We start from the raw sequence: 15,369 nt of genomic DNA, 5'->3' as shown, positions 1-15,369 counted from the left end.
CCAGGCGTAGGATCGATCCTCCTTTCAAGCTTCTTCCAGTTCGACCAGTGCACTGCCTTCGCTGACCATTTCGCCCTCCTGGCAATAAAGCGCCTTGATCACCCCGGCGTGGGGCGCGCGGATGCTGTGTTCCATCTTCATCGCTTCCAGCACCACCAATTGCGCGCCGGCGTCAACCGATTGCCCGGCCTCCACCAGAACCCGCACGATGCTGCCGTTCATAGGCGCCGTCAGACCGCCCTGATGGCTGTGACTGGCCTCGACAGCACTGATCGGGTCGTACGTTTCAACACGCCGCAACTCGCCGTCCCATTGCAGGTACAGAACCTCTCCACGACGAATCGCACGCAGCTGTCGACGCAGCCCATCGTGCTCGAGCACCAGATGCTCGCCGATCAGTTTTGCATTGCTGCCAGCACCGAGCGTCAGCGCCCGATCCTGTCCCTCGCAACTCAAATGCAGAGTAATTTCACGAGGCAATCCGGCCCGCAAACCACTGTGAAGCGCCCAAGGCGAAGCTGGATCATCCGCCCGAGCTGCTCCCGGCAGACTCTGCGCGAAAGCCTGCGCCGCCGCATCCCAGAACTCATCGCTCAGCGCAGCAGGCGCTGGCAACAACTGTTCCTGATAGCGAGGAATGAACCCGGTATCCAGTTCCGCTGCTGCAAACGCCGGATGACCGATGATCCGCCGCAGGAAGTTGATGTTGGTCTTCAACCCGCCAATCGCAAACTCATCGAGCATGCTCAACAGCCGCAGCCGCGCCTGCTCACGATCCTCGCCCCAGGCAATCAATTTACCGAGCATAGGGTCATAGAACGGCGAAATCTCATCGCCTTCCTCAACGCCGCTGTCTACACGGCGCCCCGGCCCTGCTGCGGATTCGCGATACAGATCCAGACGCCCGGTCGCCGGCAGGAAATCGTTCGACGGATCTTCCGCATACAACCGAACTTCAATCGCATGCCCTTTCAGCGGCACTTGATCCTGAGTGATCGGCAACGCTTCGCCACGCGCAACACGAATCTGCCAGGCCACCAGATCGAGCCCGGTGATGGCTTCGGTGACCGGGTGCTCGACCTGCAACCGCGTGTTCATCTCCATAAAGAAGAACTCGCCGCGAGCGTCCAGCAAAAACTCCACCGTGCCGGCACCGACGTAACCGATGGCCTGCGCCGAACGCACAGCCGCTTCACCCATCGCCCGACGCAATTCCGGACTTAGCCCAGGTGCCGGCGCCTCTTCAACGACCTTCTGGTGCCGACGCTGAATCGAGCAGTCGCGCTCGTTCAGGTACAGGCAATTGCCATGCTGATCGGCAAACACCTGGATTTCCACATGACGCGGCTTGAGCAGGTATTTCTCCACCAGCATCCGCGAATCGCCGAACGATGACTGCGCTTCACGCTGGGCCGAGGCCAACGCTTCAGCCAATTGGCTGACGTCTTCAACGACCTTCATGCCCTTGCCACCACCGCCGGCGGTGGCTTTGAGCAACACCGGATAACCGATTCGCTCGCACGCGTCACGGAAGGTGTCCAGATCCTGCGCCTCACCGTGATAACCCGGCACCAGCGGCACGCCGGCAGTTTCCATCAGGGCTTTGGCGGCGGATTTGCTGCCCATCGCGTCGATGGCAGAGGCGGGAGGGCCGAGGAAGATCAGGCCGGCCGCTTCGATGGCGCGAGCAAAACCGGCGTTTTCCGACAGAAAGCCATACCCCGGATGAATCGCCTGAGCGCCGCTGGCCTTGGCCGCTGCGATCAGTTTGTCGATTTGCAGATAGCTGTCGGCCGCTTTGCTGCCGCCCAGATCGACGCGGATGTCGGCTTCACGGCTGTGCCGAGCCTCGCGGTCGGTGGCGCTGTGCACGGCCACGGTGGTCAGGCCCAGCGCCTTGGCGGTACGCATGACCCGGCAAGCGATTTCGCCACGGTTGGCCACCAGCAGGGTGGTGAGAACAGGTGCGCTCATCAACGCGGCTCCTTGGTGGTGGTTGCGGCTTGCCAGCTCGGCGGACGCTTCTGCAGAAAGGCCCGCAGACCTTCCTGGCCTTCCGGGCTGACGCGGATGCGGGCGATGGCGTTTTCGGTGTAACGGCGCAGGGCCGGCGTCAGCGCGCCGTTGCCGACTTCACGCAACAGATCCTTGCTGGCGCGCATGGCGGCGGGGCTGTTGAGCAGCAGATTGTCGATCCATTGCTCGACTTTCTGTTCAAGCTCGGTCGCTGGATAGCTCTCGGACAACAAGCCGATTTCCCGTGCCCGCTGCCCGCCGAAACGTTCGGCCGTCAGCGCATAACGCCGCGCCGCACGTTCGCCGATGGCTTGCACCACGAACGGACTGATTACCGCCGGCGCCAGACCGATGCGCACTTCCGACAGGCAGAACTGCGCGTCATCGGCGCCAATCGCCATGTCGCAGCAACTGATCAGGCCCAATGCGCCGCCGAACGCCGCGCCTTGCACCACGGCCACGGTCGGGATTTTCAGCTTGGCGAGGTTGTACATCAGCTCCGCCAGTTCCCGGGCGTCGTCGAGGTTGGTGTGGTAATCGAGTTCGGCCGATTGCTGCATCCAGGCCAGATCCGCGCCGGCGCTGAAGTGTTTGCCGCGTCCGCGCACCAGCAAAAAACGCAGGCTGGCGTCGCTGGCAACCTTGTCCAAAGCCAGAATCAACTCGCGGATCATCTCGGCGTTGAACGCATTGTTCTTTTCTTCGCGGCTCAGCCACAGGGTCGCGAAACCCCGTGGATCGCTTTGCAGTTCGAGGGTGTTGAAGTCGCTCATGAGGTTCTCCCGATCACATCCGGAACACGCCGAAGCGGCTCGGTTCGATAGGCGCGTTCAACGACGCGGACAAGGCCAGGGCCAGTACATCGCGGGTCTGCGCCGGGTCGATGACGCCGTCGTCCCACAGCCGTGCGCTGGAATAGTAGGGGTGACCCTGCTCTTCGTACTGGTCGAGAATCGGTTGCTTGATCTCGCTTTCCTGCTCGGCGCTGAACGCCTGGCCGCTGCGTTCGGCCTGCTCGCGCTTGACCTGAACCAGCACGCCGGCCGCCTGTTCGGCGCCCATCACGCCAATCCGCGCGTTCGGCCACATCCACAGGAACCGCGGATCGTAGGCCCGCCCGCACATGCCGTAGTTACCGGCGCCGAAGCTGCCACCGATGATCACGGTGAATTTCGGCACTTTGGCGCAGGCAACGGCGGTCACCAGTTTCGCGCCGTGTTTGGCGATGCCGCCGGCCTCGTATTTCTGACCGACCATGAAGCCGGTGATGTTCTGCAGGAACAACAGCGGAATGCCGCGCTGGCAGGCCAGTTCAATGAAGTGCGCGCCTTTTTGCGCGGCTTCGGCGAACAGGATGCCGTTGTTGGCGAGGATCGCGATCGGGTAGCCGTGCAGGTGGGCGAAGCCGCACACCAACGTGGTGCCGAACAAGGCTTTGAATTCATCGAACACCGAACCGTCGACCAGTCGCGCAATCACTTCGCGCACATCGAACGGCTGCTTGGCGTCCGCTGAAACTACACCGTACAACTCGTCGCTGGCGTACAGCGGCGCAATCGGCGTGCGCTGCTGCACTTCGCCGAGCTTGCGCCAATTGAGGTTGGCAACGCTGCGGCGGGCGAGGGCGAGGGCGTGCTCATCGCTTTCCGCGTAATGGTCGGCGACCCCGGAAATCTTGCAGTGCACATCGGCCCCGCCGAGGTCTTCGGCGCTGACCACTTCGCCGGTCGCGGCTTTCACCAGCGGCGGTCCGGCGAGGAAAATCGTCGCCTGATTGCGCACCATGATCGCTTCGTCGGCCATCGCCGGCACATAGGCGCCGCCGGCGGTGCAGGAGCCCATGACCACCGCAATCTGCGGAATGCCCATGGCGCTCATGTTGGCCTGGTTGAAGAAGATCCGTCCGAAGTGCTCGCGATCCGGGAACACCTCGTCCTGACGCGGCAGGTTGGCGCCGCCCGAGTCCACCAGATAGATGCACGGCAAGCGGTTTTGCTGGGCGATGGTCTGTGCGCGCAGGTGTTTCTTCACGGTCAGCGGGTAGTACGAGCCACCTTTCACGGTCGCGTCGTTGGCGACGATCATGCACTCGACGCCTTCCACGCGGCCGATCCCGGCAATCACGCCAGCGGCGGGCACGTCTTCGCCATACACGGCGTGGGCGGCCAACTGGCTGATTTCCAGAAACGGAGAGCCCGGATCGAGCAAACGGTTGATCCGCTCACGCGGCAGCAGTTTGCCGCGCGAGGTGTGACGTTCCTGAGCCTTCGCGCCGCCACCCTGAACCACTTGGGCGAGCAGGGTGTGCAGGGCGTCGACCTGTTCGAGCATCGCCGCGCTGTTGGCGGCGAACTCCGCTGAACGGGGGTTGAGCTGGGTATGCAGGATAGCCATGGACAGCTCCGTTTAGCGGGTTTCGTTGAACAGTTCGCGACCGATCAGCATGCGACGGATCTCACTGGTGCCAGCGCCGATTTCGTACAGCTTGGCGTCACGCAACAGACGGCCGGCCGGGAATTCGTTGATGTAACCGTTACCGCCGAGAATCTGGATCGCGTCCAGGGCCATTTGCGTGGCGCGCTCGGCGGTGTAAAGGATCACGCCGGCGGCGTCCTTGCGGGTGGTTTCGTTGCGCTCGCAGGCCTGGGCCACGGCGTAAAGGTAAGCGCGGCTGGCGTTGAGCTGGGTGTACATGTCGGCGACCTTGCCCTGGATCAGCTGGAACTCGCCGATGCTCTGGCCGAACTGCTTGCGGTCGTGGATGTACGGCACAATCAGGTCCATGCACGACTGCATGATCCCGGTCGGGCCGCCGGACAGCACGACACGCTCGTAATCGAGGCCGCTCATCAGCACTTTCACGCCGCCGTTGAGCACGCCGAGGATGTTCTCTTCCGGCACTTCGACGTCATCGAAGAACAGCTCGCAGGTGTTGGAGCCGCGCATGCCGAGCTTGTCGAACTTGTTGCTGCGGCTGAAGCCTTTCCAGTCGCGCTCGACGATGAATGCGGTTATGCCGTGCGGGCCTTTTTCCAGGTCGGTCTTGGCGTAGATCACGTAGGTGTTGGCGTCGGGGCCGTTGGTGATCCAGGTCTTGCTGCCGTTGAGCACGAAACGGTCGCCGCGTTTGTCGGCGCGCAGTTTCATCGAGACCACGTCGGAACCGGCGTTCGGTTCGCTCATCGCCAGAGCGCCGACGTGTTCGCCGCTGATCAGCTTCGGCAGGTATTTGGATTTCTGTTCGTGATTGCCGTTGCGGTTGATCTGGTTGACGCAGAGATTGGAGTGAGCGCCGTAGGACAACGCCACCGACGCCGAGCCCCGACTGATTTCTTCCATCGCCACCACGTGCGCCAGGTAACCCAGGCCAGCGCCGCCGTACTCTTCCGGTACGGTAATGCCGAGCAGGCCCATGTCACCGAACTTGCGCCAAAGATCGGCCGGGAACAGGTTGTCGCTGTCGATCTGCGCGGCACGCGGGGCGATCTCCTTGGCGACGAAGGACTGAACCTGATCGCGCAGCATGTCGATGGTTTCACCGAGGGCAAAGTTCAGGGATGGGTAGCTCATGGGTCACCTTTTGGCTTTTTTGTAGGGTAGGGAGAAGGGCGTTTCAGTTCTCACCTTTACGTTAACGTAAGCCTGTGACGAATGGCTGTCAATCACCCTTTACGTTAACGTCAACTTGAGCGAGAGTAGAGCCAGTTCTGAACGGTCGGAGCTCATATGGCTCCGGTCCAACACCCACTAATAAAGACAATAGGGGTCGTCATGGATCAACCCAGTGCAAACCCGCAGCGCAGCTATACCCGTGGTTCCCAGGACAAAGCCTTGCTGGCGATGACCATCGGGCAAAGGTTCGACGAGACCGTCGCGCAGTACCCGGACGGCGAGGCGCTGGTGGTGCGCCATCAGCAGCTGCGTTACACGTGGCGGCAACTGGCCGACGCGGTGGACGTGCATGCCAGAGCGTTGCTGGCGTTGGGTTTGCAGGCCGGCGACCGGCTCGGCATCTGGGCACCGAACTGCGCGCAGTGGTGCATCACTCAGTTCGCCACCGCGAAGATCGGCGTGATCCTGGTCAACATCAACCCGGCCTATCGCAGCTCCGAGCTCGAATACGTGCTCAAGCAATCCGGTTGCCAATGGCTGGTCTGCGCCGGCGCCTTCAAATCTTCGAACTATCACGGCATGTTGCAAGGCTTGCTGCCGGAACTGGCGGAGCAATCCATCGGCGAGCTGCGCAGCGAGCGCCTGCCGGAGCTGCGTGGTCTGATCAGCCTCGATCCGCAGCCGCCTTCGGGTTTTCTCCCGTGGTCGCAACTGGCAGAACTGGCCGCCAGTGTCTCTCCAGAACAATTGCGTGAACGCAGTGACAGCCTGCACTTCGACCAGCCCGTCAACATCCAGTACACCTCCGGCACCACCGGTTTCCCCAAGGGCGCGACCCTCAGTCACTACAACATCCTCAACAACGGCTACATGGTCGGCGAAAGCCTCGGCCTGACCGCCGCTGATCGCCTGGTGATCCCGGTGCCGCTGTATCACTGCTTCGGCATGGTCATGGGTAACCTCGGTTGCATCACTCACGGCAGCACCATGATTTATCCCAACGATGCCTTCGATCCGCTGCTGACCCTGAACACTGTCGCCGAAGAAAAGGCCACCGCGCTGTACGGCGTACCAACCATGTTCATCGCCATGCTCGATCAGCCGCAACGCGCCGAATTCGACCTGTCGACCCTGCGCACCGGGATCATGGCCGGCGCCACCTGCCCGATCGAGGTGATGCGTCGGGTCATCAACGAGATGCACATGAGCGAGGTGCAGATCGCCTACGGCATGACCGAAACCAGCCCCGTATCGCTGCAAACCGGCCCATCCGACGAACTGGAACTGCGCGTCACCACTGTCGGCCGCACCCAGCCACAACTCGAAAGCAAGATCATCGACGAGGCCGGCAATCCGGTGCCACGCGGCACCATTGGCGAACTGTGCACCCGTGGTTACAGCGTGATGCTCGGCTACTGGAACAACCCGAATGCCACCGCCGAAGCCATCGACGCGGCAGGCTGGATGCACACCGGCGACCTGGCGAGCATGAACGACGAGGGTTACGTGTGCATCGCCGGCCGCAACAAGGACATGATCATCCGTGGCGGTGAAAACATTTACCCGCGTGAACTCGAAGAGTTCTTCTTCACCCATCCAGCGGTGGCGGACGTGCAGGTGATCGGCATTCCCTGCTCGCGATACGGCGAGGAAATCGTCGCCTGGATCAAATTCCATCCCGGCCACAGCGCCACCGAACAAGAGCTGCAAGCGTGGTGCAAGGAACGCATCGCCCACTTCAAGACGCCGCGTTACTTCAAGTTCGTCGAGGAATTTCCGATGACGGTAACGGGCAAGATCCAGAAATTCCGGATGCGCGAGATCAGTATCGAGGAGTTGCGCAGTAACCAGGGCTGAGGAGCGGATCTGTGGGGGCTTTGCTCCCACAGTCTCCTGCAGGATTTCAGAAGACCAGACAGCACAAAGGGGAGCCGAAGCTCCCCTTTAATTTTGTCGTCGCGTGCTCTTTTTTATTATTGAGGGGCGGTCTGTTGTTGTTTTTGGCAACCGTGGCCCTTTACCGCTGTTTTTGGCGACCCCCATCCGGGGTCAAGAGCAAACGTATTTTTTTGAGCGCTGATCTGCTTTCTCGTCTAGCGATCCAACCGATTCGGGAGCTACCTGAAGGTAGTTTTATTGTTCTCTGCCCGGTTGCGGGTCATTCCGAGGAATACCCTGAAAAGCACACCTTCTCCAAAAAAATCTGTTAGCTGCGTCTCTGCCGTGTTGTTTTTGTTATGTCAGAGTCGGTACGTCTTATTTTTATTGGTTTGCTGCTTTTTATTCTTGTTATGCCATAGAGATAGCAGAAGCCGTGCCAACTTTTCAAAACCCTTGTAAATCAAGGGTTTGAGATTTTTGAAGGATTTTTCCTTCAGGCAAAACCAGACAATTTGTTTCCGTGTTACTCGCTTGTGCCCACGTTTCGCGCTCGGCGGTAACACCATCCCCTCACTGTGCGCTGCGAGCCTTGGCCACGCGCGAACCGGTCGGGCGACCCAGCACGGCACTGATCTGCTGGCCGGCGGCAATCAAGGCGTCGAGGTCGATACCGGTCTCGATGCCCAGGCCGTTGAGCAGGTACACCACATCCTCGGTGGCGACGTTACCGCTGGCGCCTTTGGCGTACGGGCAGCCGCCGAGGCCGGCGATCGAGCTGTCGAACACCGCGATGCCTTCCAGCAGGCTGGCGTAGATGTTGGCCATGGCCTGGCCGTAGGTGTCGTGGAAGTGGCCGGCGAGTTTCTCTCGCGGCACCTGCTTAGAAACCACTTCGAACAGCCGGCGGGTGGCGCCCGCGGTGCCGGTGCCGATGGTGTCACCCAGCGACACTTCGTAGCAGCCCATCGCGTACAGCTCGCGGGCGACCATGGCCACTTGCTCCGGGGCGACATCGCCTTCATAAGGGCAACCCAGCACGCAGGACACGTAACCGCGCACGGTAACGCCGTGCTGTTTCGCCGATTCCATGATCGGCGAGAACCGCGCCAGGCTTTCGCTGATCGAGCAATTGATGTTGCGTTGCGAAAACGCTTCGGACGCGGCGGCGAACACCGCGACCTCCTTGACCCCGGCGGCCAGCGCATCTTCAAAACCGCGCAGGTTCGGCGCCAGTGCGCCATAGATCACGCCGGGCTTGCGCTGGATCTGCGCGAACACGTCGGCGGAGCCGGCCATCTGTGGCACCCACTTGGGCGAGACGAAACTGCCGACTTCTATATAGCCGAGGCCGGCGGCGCTCAGCGCGTCGACCAGTTGCACCTTGTCGGCAACGCTGATGGGTTGGGCTTCGTTCTGCAGGCCGTCACGGGGGCCGACTTCGATCAGGCGTACTTGGGAGGGGAGGGACATGGGCTGAACCTGCTCATTATCTGACTGTATCGAGAACCCTGTGGGAGCGAGCTTGCTCGCGATAGCGGTCTGACATTCAAAAATGATGCTGACTGTCTAACCTCAATCGCGAGCAAGCTCGCTCCCACAGGGGATTTGTGTTGGCTCACTGAACTGATTGCTGACTCTTGAGCGTCTGCTCCAGCGCCTGCACGCAGCGTTCTTCGGCGGTGTCGAGTTCCAGCTTCATCTGTTCGATGTCCAGCAGCTGCTGTTCGAGCTGTTCGCGACGTTCGCTGATTTTCGCCAGCATGCTGTTGAGTTGTTTGGTGTTACCGCTGGAAGGGTCGTAGAGCTCGATCAGCTCGCGGCACTCGGCCAGGGAAAAACCGATGCGCTTGCCCCGCAGGATCAGCTTCAGGCTGACCTTGTCGCGTGGCGAATAGATGCGTTCCTGGCCTCGGCGCTCGGGGCTGAGCAGGCCTTGTTCTTCATAGAAGCGGATCGCCCGGGTGGTGATGTCCAGCTCGCGGGCGAGGTCGGAAATGCTGTAGGTCTGGCTGCTCATGAAAGCGCTCGAAAAAAGGTCTTGGCGCTAAGCTAATGGCAGGTTGACGTTTACGTCAAGTAGCGGGCGCCTGCAGCTTGTCGAGCTTCTTCTCATGCGCCGTCACTTGTTGGCACAACTCGATCATCTGCTCGCGCATCCAGCGGTTGGCCGGGTCCTGGTCGGTGCTTTCGTGCCAGTACAAATGGGTTTCCACCGGCGGCACATCGTTGACCGGCAGATTGAACGCATGCAGGTCATGGCGACGGGCGAAACGCTCCGGCACGGTCATCACCATGTCGGTCTGCTGCAACACCTGGGACGCCATCAGATAGTGCTGCGAGCGCAGGGCGATCTTGCGCTGGATGCCCATTTTGCCCAGCGCCAGATCGACATGGCCCAGGCCACTGCGACGGCTGGAAATATGAATGTGGGTCAGCGACAGGTAATCGTCGAGGGTGAATTTTTCCTTGGTCGCCAACGGATGGCCCTTGCGCATCGCGCAGACGTAACGGTCTTCCATCAACTTGACGTGGCGCACCTGCGGGTCGGTGTTGAGCGGCGCATCCACGGCAAAGTCGAGACGTCCGGCGGCCAGCTCTTTGGTGGTTTCCCGGCGTTTGGACAGGAAGCTTTCGATGATCACCGTCGGCGCCAGACGACGCAGGCGCTGGAACAGCGGCGGCAGAATCACTGCTTCGGTCAGGTCGGTCATGCTGATGCGGTAAGTCTTGACCGCTTGCGAGGGGTTGAAAATGCGGCTTTCCTGAACCGACACCCGCAACAGCGACAGTGCGTTGCGCACCGGGCCGATGATGTTCTGCGCCATGGGCGTCGGCACCATGCCCTGGGCCGTGCGTACGAAGAGCGGGTCGTTGAAGGTCTCGCGCAACCGCGCCAGGGCGTTGGACACCGCAGGCTGGGTAATGCCGACAATCTGCCCGGCGCGGGTCAGGTTGGCTTCGGTGTAGATCGCGTCGAAGACGATGAAAAGGTTGAGGTCGACCTTGCTCAGATTCATTACGCGGCTCTCTTTTTATAGGTGGATGGCGCGGGTCAGGGCGGCCAGGAAAATCAACCAATCATATATCGGTGATGAATGTTTATACACGCCGAGAATAGGCTAGGTAAATTATCAACGCTGTTCTAGCATCGATTGCATGACTTAAACAACCTGCCGAAAAAAGGTAATTGCTCATGGATTTCGCTTATTCGCCCAAGGTGCAAGAACTGCGTGAGCGCGTGACCGCGTTCATGGACACTTACGTTTACCCGGCCGAAGCCGTGTTCGAGCGTCAGGTCGCCGAAGGCGATCGCTGGCAGCCGACGGCGATCATGGAAGAACTCAAGGCCAAGGCAAAGGCTGAAGGTCTGTGGAATTTGTTTCTGCCTGAGTCGGAGCTCGGCGCCGGCCTGACCAACCTCGAATACGCGCCATTGGCGGAAATCATGGGCCGTTCGCTGCTGGGCCCCGAGCCGTTCAACTGCTCGGCGCCGGACACCGGCAACATGGAAGTGCTGGTGCGTTATGCCAACGAAGAACAGAAGCAGCGCTGGCTCGAACCGTTGCTGCGCGGCGAGATCCGTTCGGCGTTCGCCATGACCGAGCCGGACGTTGCGTCCTCCGACGCCACCAACATGGCCGCCCGTGCCGTGCGCGATGGCGACGAGTGGGTGATCAACGGCAAGAAGTGGTGGACCTCCGGCGCCTGCGATCCGCGCTGCAAGATCCTGATCTTCATGGGCCTGAGCAACCCTGACGCTCCGCGTCACGCCCAGCACTCGATGATTCTGGTGCCGGTCGACACCCCCGGTGTGAAGATCGTCCGTCCGCTGCCGGTGTTCGGTTACGACGATGCACCCCACGGCCACGCCGAAGTGCTGTTCGACAACGTGCGAGTGCCGTACGAAAACGTTCTGCTCGGTGAAGGACGCGGCTTCGAAATTGCTCAAGGTCGCCTTGGCCCGGGCCGGATTCACCACTGCATGCGTTCGATCGGTATGGCCGAGCGCGCACTGGAATTGATGTGCAAACGTTCGGTGAGTCGCACCGCGTTCGGCAAACCGCTGGCGCGTCTGGGCGGTAACGTCGACAAGATCGCCGACTCGCGGATGGAGATCGACATGGCACGCCTGCTGACCTTGAAAGCGGCGTACATGATGGACACCGTGGGTAACAAGGTCGCCAAGAGCGAAATCGCGCAGATCAAGGTTGTCGCACCGAACGTCGCGTTGCGGGTGATCGACCGGGCGATCCAGATTCATGGCGGGGCAGGGGTGTCGAACGACTTCCCGCTGGCCTACATGTATGCCATGCAACGCACCCTGCGCCTGGCCGATGGCCCGGACGAAGTGCACCGCGCGGCGATCGGCAAGTTCGAGGTCGGCAAGTACGTGCCGAAGGAAATGCTGCGCAGCGAGCGCTGATCCAGCACTTCACTCCTGATCCTTCCCACGCAAGGCGCTGATCGCGGTGATCGTTCCCACGCTCTGCGTGGGAATGCATACCGTGACGCTCCGCGTCACAGTGGACGCGGAGCGTCCATGGCTGCGTTACCACGCAGAGCGTGGGAACGATCAGTGGTTCGACCTCAGTAAACCCAAACCTCAACCCGCCGATTCTTGATCCGGCCCTCATCCCCGCTGTTGGTCGCCACCGGCATCAGCGCGCCAAACCCGCGCACCTCGCGCAATACCACGCCGTTTTTCACCAATTCCCGGCGTACCGCCATCGCCCGCAGCTTCGACAGCAAATCCGCCCGTGCCGGATCGTCCTTGGCGTCGCCAAATCCCACCAGTGTTACTGCGCGATCGGTCTTGTCATGGTGCTTTATATAGTCGAACACCCGGGCCAGATCCTGGCGGGCCTTGTTGTCGAGGCTGGCGCTGCCTTCTTCGAAACGGAAGTTCACGGTCAGGCGCTGGGCATGGCGGCTGAGGGATTGATAACCCTCGGGCATCAGCGCATTCGGCGTGACGGCGATGGCCTGCACGGTCTGGGCGATAAAACCGTTGGCCGCGACAATCGCCTGGCCCTGACGGCTCTGCGCAAAGTCCACCAGAGCTTGCGCCCACGGATTCTGATTGTCGGGCGGTAAATAGAAAAACAAGCGCCGAGAGAGTGGATAGTCTTCGGTGGCGATCAAACTGGCCAGCGGCAACATCGCCAAGGACTGCCCGTCGACAATCGCCACGGCTTTGGCCTGACGCACATAGGGCAGGCCGATAAAGCCAATGCCTTGTGGATCGGCGCTCACGGCGTCGGACAATTGCTCGCTGGATTCGAAGCGTTTCGCCGAACTGTTCAGGGTTTTCCCACGACGGCTAAGGACAAGTTCCTTGAAGGTGTCGTAGGTGCCGGACTGATCATCCCGCGCATATAAATGGATCGTCCCACCCTTGCCGCCGACGTCTTCCCACGTCTTCGCCTCCCCGCTGAAGATCCGCGCCAGTTGTTCGGTGTTCAATTGATTCAGCGGATTGTCGGGATGAAGGATGATCGCCAGGCCATCGATGGCGATGACTTGCTCGGCACCGGGGCTTTTCAGGTCACCGAGGGATTGCAGGCTGGCGAGTTCGCTGTCCTTGATCGGGCGCGAAGACGCGGCCAGATCGGCGCTGTTGCTTTTCAGTGCCGTGAAACCGGTGCTGGAACCGTGGGCGGCGATTTCCACCACGACTCTCTGGCCTTGAGCCGTCAGGCCGACGACCCGTTGTTCGTTGGCGGTGTCCGGGGTTTCGCTGTGGACTTTCAACAGTCCTTGGTCTTGCAACAGACCTTCCACCAGCGCCGGGCCGAGCGCCGCGCCAATGGTGTTGGAACCCTGGATGCGCAATACCGGGCCGTTCTCGGGAATGGGCAATGCCGCGGTCGCAACCTGCAGCCAGGCGCTCAGGAGAAAGACGAACAGAACACGCAGGGTCATGCCGGCACCGATTGCAGCCAAGGGGATTGCCGGGGAGATTAAGTCAGGCGCATGACCAATACATGACAGCTGAGTCAATGTGGGAGCAAGCTCGCTCCCACAGGATCTCAGCTCAATTCCAGCCAGATCGGCGCATGGTCCGAAGGCTTTTCCATCCCGCGCAGTTCATAGTCGACACCGGCGGCTTTCACCCGTGGCAGCAAACCGTGGGATGCCAGAATCACATCAATGCGCAAACCACGCTTCGGCTCGTCTTCAAACCCGCGACTGCGGTAGTCGAACCAGCTGAACATGTCGGTCACGTCCGGGTTCAGGTGACGGTAGCTGTCGGTCAGGCCCCAGTTTTTCAGGCGGGCCATCCACTCGCGCTCCTCCGGCAGGAAGCTGCATTTGCCGGTTTTCAGCCAGCGCTTCATGTTGTCCGGGCCGATGCCGATGTCGCAGTCTTCCGGGGAAATGTTCACATCGCCCATCACCACCAGCGGCTGTTCATTGTTGAACTGGCTTTCCAGCAGGGCTTGCAAATCACTGTAGAAGCGTTGCTTGGCCGGGAATTTGGTCGGATGGTCGCGGCTTTCACCCTGTGGGAAGTAGCCGTTCATGATCGTCACCGGAGTACCGTTGGCATCAGCGAAGGTGCCCCAGATGAAGCGCCGCTGAGCGTCTTCTTCATCGGTGGCGAAGCCTTTGTGCACGGCAATCGGTTCCTGGCGCGAAAGCAGGGCGACGCCGTAATGGCCTTTCTGGCCGTGGAAATACACGTGATAACCCAGGGCACGTACTTCTTCCAGCGGGAACTGGTCGTCGTGGACCTTGGTTTCCTGCAGGCCGATGACGTCCGGCTGATGCTTTTCGATCAGCGCCGCCAGCTGATGCGGGCGGGCCCGCAGTCCGTTGATGTTGAAGGAAACGATCTTCATGGTCGGCAGTCCTGGCAAAAGGGCGATGCTAGCTGACATGTAGGATCTGGGCCAGCGTGGGGTAAGCAGATTCATTCAGGTCTGTCAGATGTGCGCGGCCCCTAATGGCCCCATCGCTGGCAAGCCAGGCTCCCACAGTATCTCGTTCGTCCACAAAATCCGTGTACGCAAAAAATACCTGTGGGAGCCTGGCTTGCCAGCGATGAGGCCCGACCAGTCGATGAAAATCTCTGGTTAGTCTATACCTGTGGGGAACTGTGCCATCACCAAAAGGTTCGTACCAACAAGAGCGCCGCCATCCGAGCGCGCCCCGGGGAGAATCACCGTCATGCCTGAAACCCAAACCGCCATCGCCGACATTCATATGCTCGACCGCGGTTATTCCCGGGAAGCGCGATCCCTTCTTTATCAGGCTTATCGCCACGAGCCGACCTTCGCTTACCTGTTCGAAGCCGAGCGTCCGGGTTACGAGCAGCGGGTACGCGCCACGGTGCGGGAGCTGGTCAAACAGCATTTTTTGCAGGATTTGCCGGCCATCGGCCTGTTGGTCAACGACCGCTTGATCGGCATCGCCCTGATCGCGCCGCCGCAACGGCGTCTGGGTGTTACCGAAAGTTGGGCCTGGCGTTTGCGCATGGTGCTGAGCACCGGTTTCCGCTGCACCCGGCGTTATCTGGAGTACCACGCCGCCGTCGAGGCCTGCGTGCCGACCGACTCGGTGCACATGCTGCCGCTGCTCGGCGTGCATCCACAATTTCAGGGCAAGCATTTCGGCGAACAGCTGCTGCAAGCGGTGCACAACTGGTGCGCGGTGGACGAAAGCTCCCAAGGCGTGATCCTCGACACCGGCAACCCGCGTTATCTGGAGTTCTACAAGCGTCAGGGTTACGAGGAAATCGGCGAAGTCGCCGTCGGCCCGGTGCGCGAGCACGTGTTTTTCCACGCCAACCCGCAGGTGTTACAAACTGCAACGGGATGACCATCGAACTTTTTCGGAAATTTCCTGTTCTATCACGCT

General features: G+C 60.8%; 12 protein-coding genes. 3 read left to right on the top strand and 9 right to left on the bottom strand.

The window, feature by feature from the left end; all coding sequences use genetic code 11:
* Nucleotides 1-24: 24 nt before the first annotated feature.
* The 4 genes from IHQ43_RS18605 to IHQ43_RS18590 are packed head-to-tail and all read right to left on the bottom strand — an operon-like array spanning nucleotide 25 to nucleotide 5,586.
* Nucleotides 25-1,974, bottom strand: a complete 1,950-nt coding sequence (locus IHQ43_RS18605) for an acetyl/propionyl/methylcrotonyl-CoA carboxylase subunit alpha (RefSeq protein WP_192561637.1) — start codon at nucleotides 1,972-1,974, stop codon at nucleotides 25-27.
* Nucleotides 1,974-2,789 (bottom strand): gamma-carboxygeranoyl-CoA hydratase, encoded by an 816-nt coding sequence (locus tag IHQ43_RS18600; RefSeq protein ID WP_085712437.1) that lies wholly within the window; start codon nucleotides 2,787-2,789, stop codon nucleotides 1,974-1,976. Before IHQ43_RS18600 ends, IHQ43_RS18605 begins: the two co-directional genes overlap by 1 nt.
* Nucleotides 2,790-2,802: 13 nt before the next feature.
* Nucleotides 2,803-4,410, bottom strand: coding sequence for a carboxyl transferase domain-containing protein (locus IHQ43_RS18595; RefSeq protein ID WP_192561636.1), 1,608 nt, complete (start codon nucleotides 4,408-4,410; stop codon nucleotides 2,803-2,805).
* A 12-nt stretch (nucleotides 4,411-4,422) separates the two neighbouring features.
* Nucleotides 4,423-5,586 carry an isovaleryl-CoA dehydrogenase gene (locus tag IHQ43_RS18590; RefSeq protein WP_085712435.1) on the bottom strand — a complete coding sequence of 388 codons (1,164 nt, stop codon included), beginning with the start codon at nucleotides 5,584-5,586 and terminating at the stop codon, nucleotides 4,423-4,425.
* Nucleotides 5,587-5,787: 201 nt separating this feature from the next.
* Here IHQ43_RS18590 and IHQ43_RS18585 point away from each other — a divergent pair, with 201 nt between their 5' ends.
* Nucleotides 5,788-7,485 carry an AMP-binding protein gene (locus IHQ43_RS18585; protein ID WP_192561635.1) on the top strand — a complete coding sequence of 566 codons (1,698 nt, stop codon included), beginning with the start codon at nucleotides 5,788-5,790 and terminating at the stop codon, nucleotides 7,483-7,485.
* A 594-nt stretch (nucleotides 7,486-8,079) separates the two neighbouring features.
* On the opposite strand, the gene IHQ43_RS18580 is transcribed toward IHQ43_RS18585, so the two are convergent.
* From IHQ43_RS18580 to IHQ43_RS18570, 3 genes are all read right to left on the bottom strand, one after another.
* Nucleotides 8,080-8,979 carry a hydroxymethylglutaryl-CoA lyase gene (locus tag IHQ43_RS18580; RefSeq protein ID WP_192561634.1) on the bottom strand — a complete coding sequence of 300 codons (900 nt, stop codon included), beginning with the start codon at nucleotides 8,977-8,979 and terminating at the stop codon, nucleotides 8,080-8,082.
* A 145-nt stretch (nucleotides 8,980-9,124) separates the two neighbouring features.
* Nucleotides 9,125-9,526: a MerR family transcriptional regulator gene (locus tag IHQ43_RS18575; RefSeq protein WP_085690041.1), complete on the bottom strand. Its 402-nt coding sequence runs from the start codon at nucleotides 9,524-9,526 to the stop codon at nucleotides 9,125-9,127.
* Between the two features lie 55 nt (nucleotides 9,527-9,581).
* Complete coding sequence (locus IHQ43_RS18570; protein WP_011334997.1) at nucleotides 9,582-10,526, bottom strand: LysR family transcriptional regulator; 945 nt, start codon at nucleotides 10,524-10,526, stop codon at nucleotides 9,582-9,584.
* Nucleotides 10,527-10,702: 176 nt separating this feature from the next.
* On the opposite strand from IHQ43_RS18570, the gene IHQ43_RS18565 reads away from it, so the two are divergent.
* Entirely contained in the window at nucleotides 10,703-11,932 is a 1,230-nt protein-coding gene (locus IHQ43_RS18565) for an acyl-CoA dehydrogenase (RefSeq protein WP_192561633.1), read from the top strand.
* A 164-nt stretch (nucleotides 11,933-12,096) separates the two neighbouring features.
* Here IHQ43_RS18565 and IHQ43_RS18560 read toward each other — a convergent pair whose 3' ends face one another.
* A complete protein-coding gene (locus tag IHQ43_RS18560) occupies nucleotides 12,097-13,431 on the bottom strand; it encodes a substrate-binding domain-containing protein (protein WP_192561632.1) in 1,335 nt (444 codons plus the stop codon).
* Nucleotides 13,432-13,538: 107 nt separating this feature from the next.
* On the bottom strand, nucleotides 13,539-14,351 hold the full coding sequence (gene xthA, locus IHQ43_RS18555) for an exodeoxyribonuclease III (protein ID WP_192561631.1): 813 nt from the start codon (nucleotides 14,349-14,351) through the stop codon (nucleotides 13,539-13,541).
* 328 nt (nucleotides 14,352-14,679) lie between these two features.
* Between xthA and IHQ43_RS18550 the strand changes: the two genes are divergently transcribed.
* A complete protein-coding gene (locus IHQ43_RS18550; RefSeq protein WP_007951503.1) occupies nucleotides 14,680-15,330 on the top strand; it encodes a GNAT family N-acetyltransferase in 651 nt (216 codons plus the stop codon).
* The last annotated feature ends 39 nt before the right edge of the window (nucleotides 15,331-15,369 follow it).

This window comes from Pseudomonas gozinkensis (assembly GCF_014863585.1).
Classification (GTDB): Bacteria; Pseudomonadota; Gammaproteobacteria; order Pseudomonadales; family Pseudomonadaceae; genus Aquipseudomonas; species Aquipseudomonas gozinkensis.
The sequence above is the reverse complement of the archived record's forward strand: the minus strand, read 5'-3'. Positions and strand labels throughout refer to the sequence as shown.

Coding starts and splice junctions, on each gene's coding strand:
- IHQ43_RS18570 (WP_011334997.1), bottom strand. CDS start 10,526: ATGAATCTGAGCAAGGTCGACCTCAACCTTTTCATCGTCTTCGACGCG.
- IHQ43_RS18575 (WP_085690041.1), bottom strand. CDS start 9,526: ATGAGCAGCCAGACCTACAGCATTTCCGACCTCGCCCGCGAGCTGGAC.
- IHQ43_RS18590 (WP_085712435.1), bottom strand. CDS start 5,586: ATGAGCTACCCATCCCTGAACTTTGCCCTCGGTGAAACCATCGACATG.
- IHQ43_RS18585 (WP_192561635.1), top strand. CDS start 5,788: ATGGATCAACCCAGTGCAAACCCGCAGCGCAGCTATACCCGTGGTTCC.
- IHQ43_RS18595 (WP_192561636.1), bottom strand. CDS start 4,410: ATGGCTATCCTGCATACCCAGCTCAACCCCCGTTCAGCGGAGTTCGCC.
- IHQ43_RS18550 (WP_007951503.1), top strand. CDS start 14,680: ATGCCTGAAACCCAAACCGCCATCGCCGACATTCATATGCTCGACCGC.
- IHQ43_RS18580 (WP_192561634.1), bottom strand. CDS start 8,979: ATGTCCCTCCCCTCCCAAGTACGCCTGATCGAAGTCGGCCCCCGTGAC.
- IHQ43_RS18565 (WP_192561633.1), top strand. CDS start 10,703: ATGGATTTCGCTTATTCGCCCAAGGTGCAAGAACTGCGTGAGCGCGTG.
- IHQ43_RS18560 (WP_192561632.1), bottom strand. CDS start 13,431: ATGACCCTGCGTGTTCTGTTCGTCTTTCTCCTGAGCGCCTGGCTGCAG.
- xthA (WP_192561631.1), bottom strand. CDS start 14,351: ATGAAGATCGTTTCCTTCAACATCAACGGACTGCGGGCCCGCCCGCAT.
- IHQ43_RS18600 (WP_085712437.1), bottom strand. CDS start 2,789: ATGAGCGACTTCAACACCCTCGAACTGCAAAGCGATCCACGGGGTTTC.
- IHQ43_RS18605 (WP_192561637.1), bottom strand. CDS start 1,974: ATGAGCGCACCTGTTCTCACCACCCTGCTGGTGGCCAACCGTGGCGAA.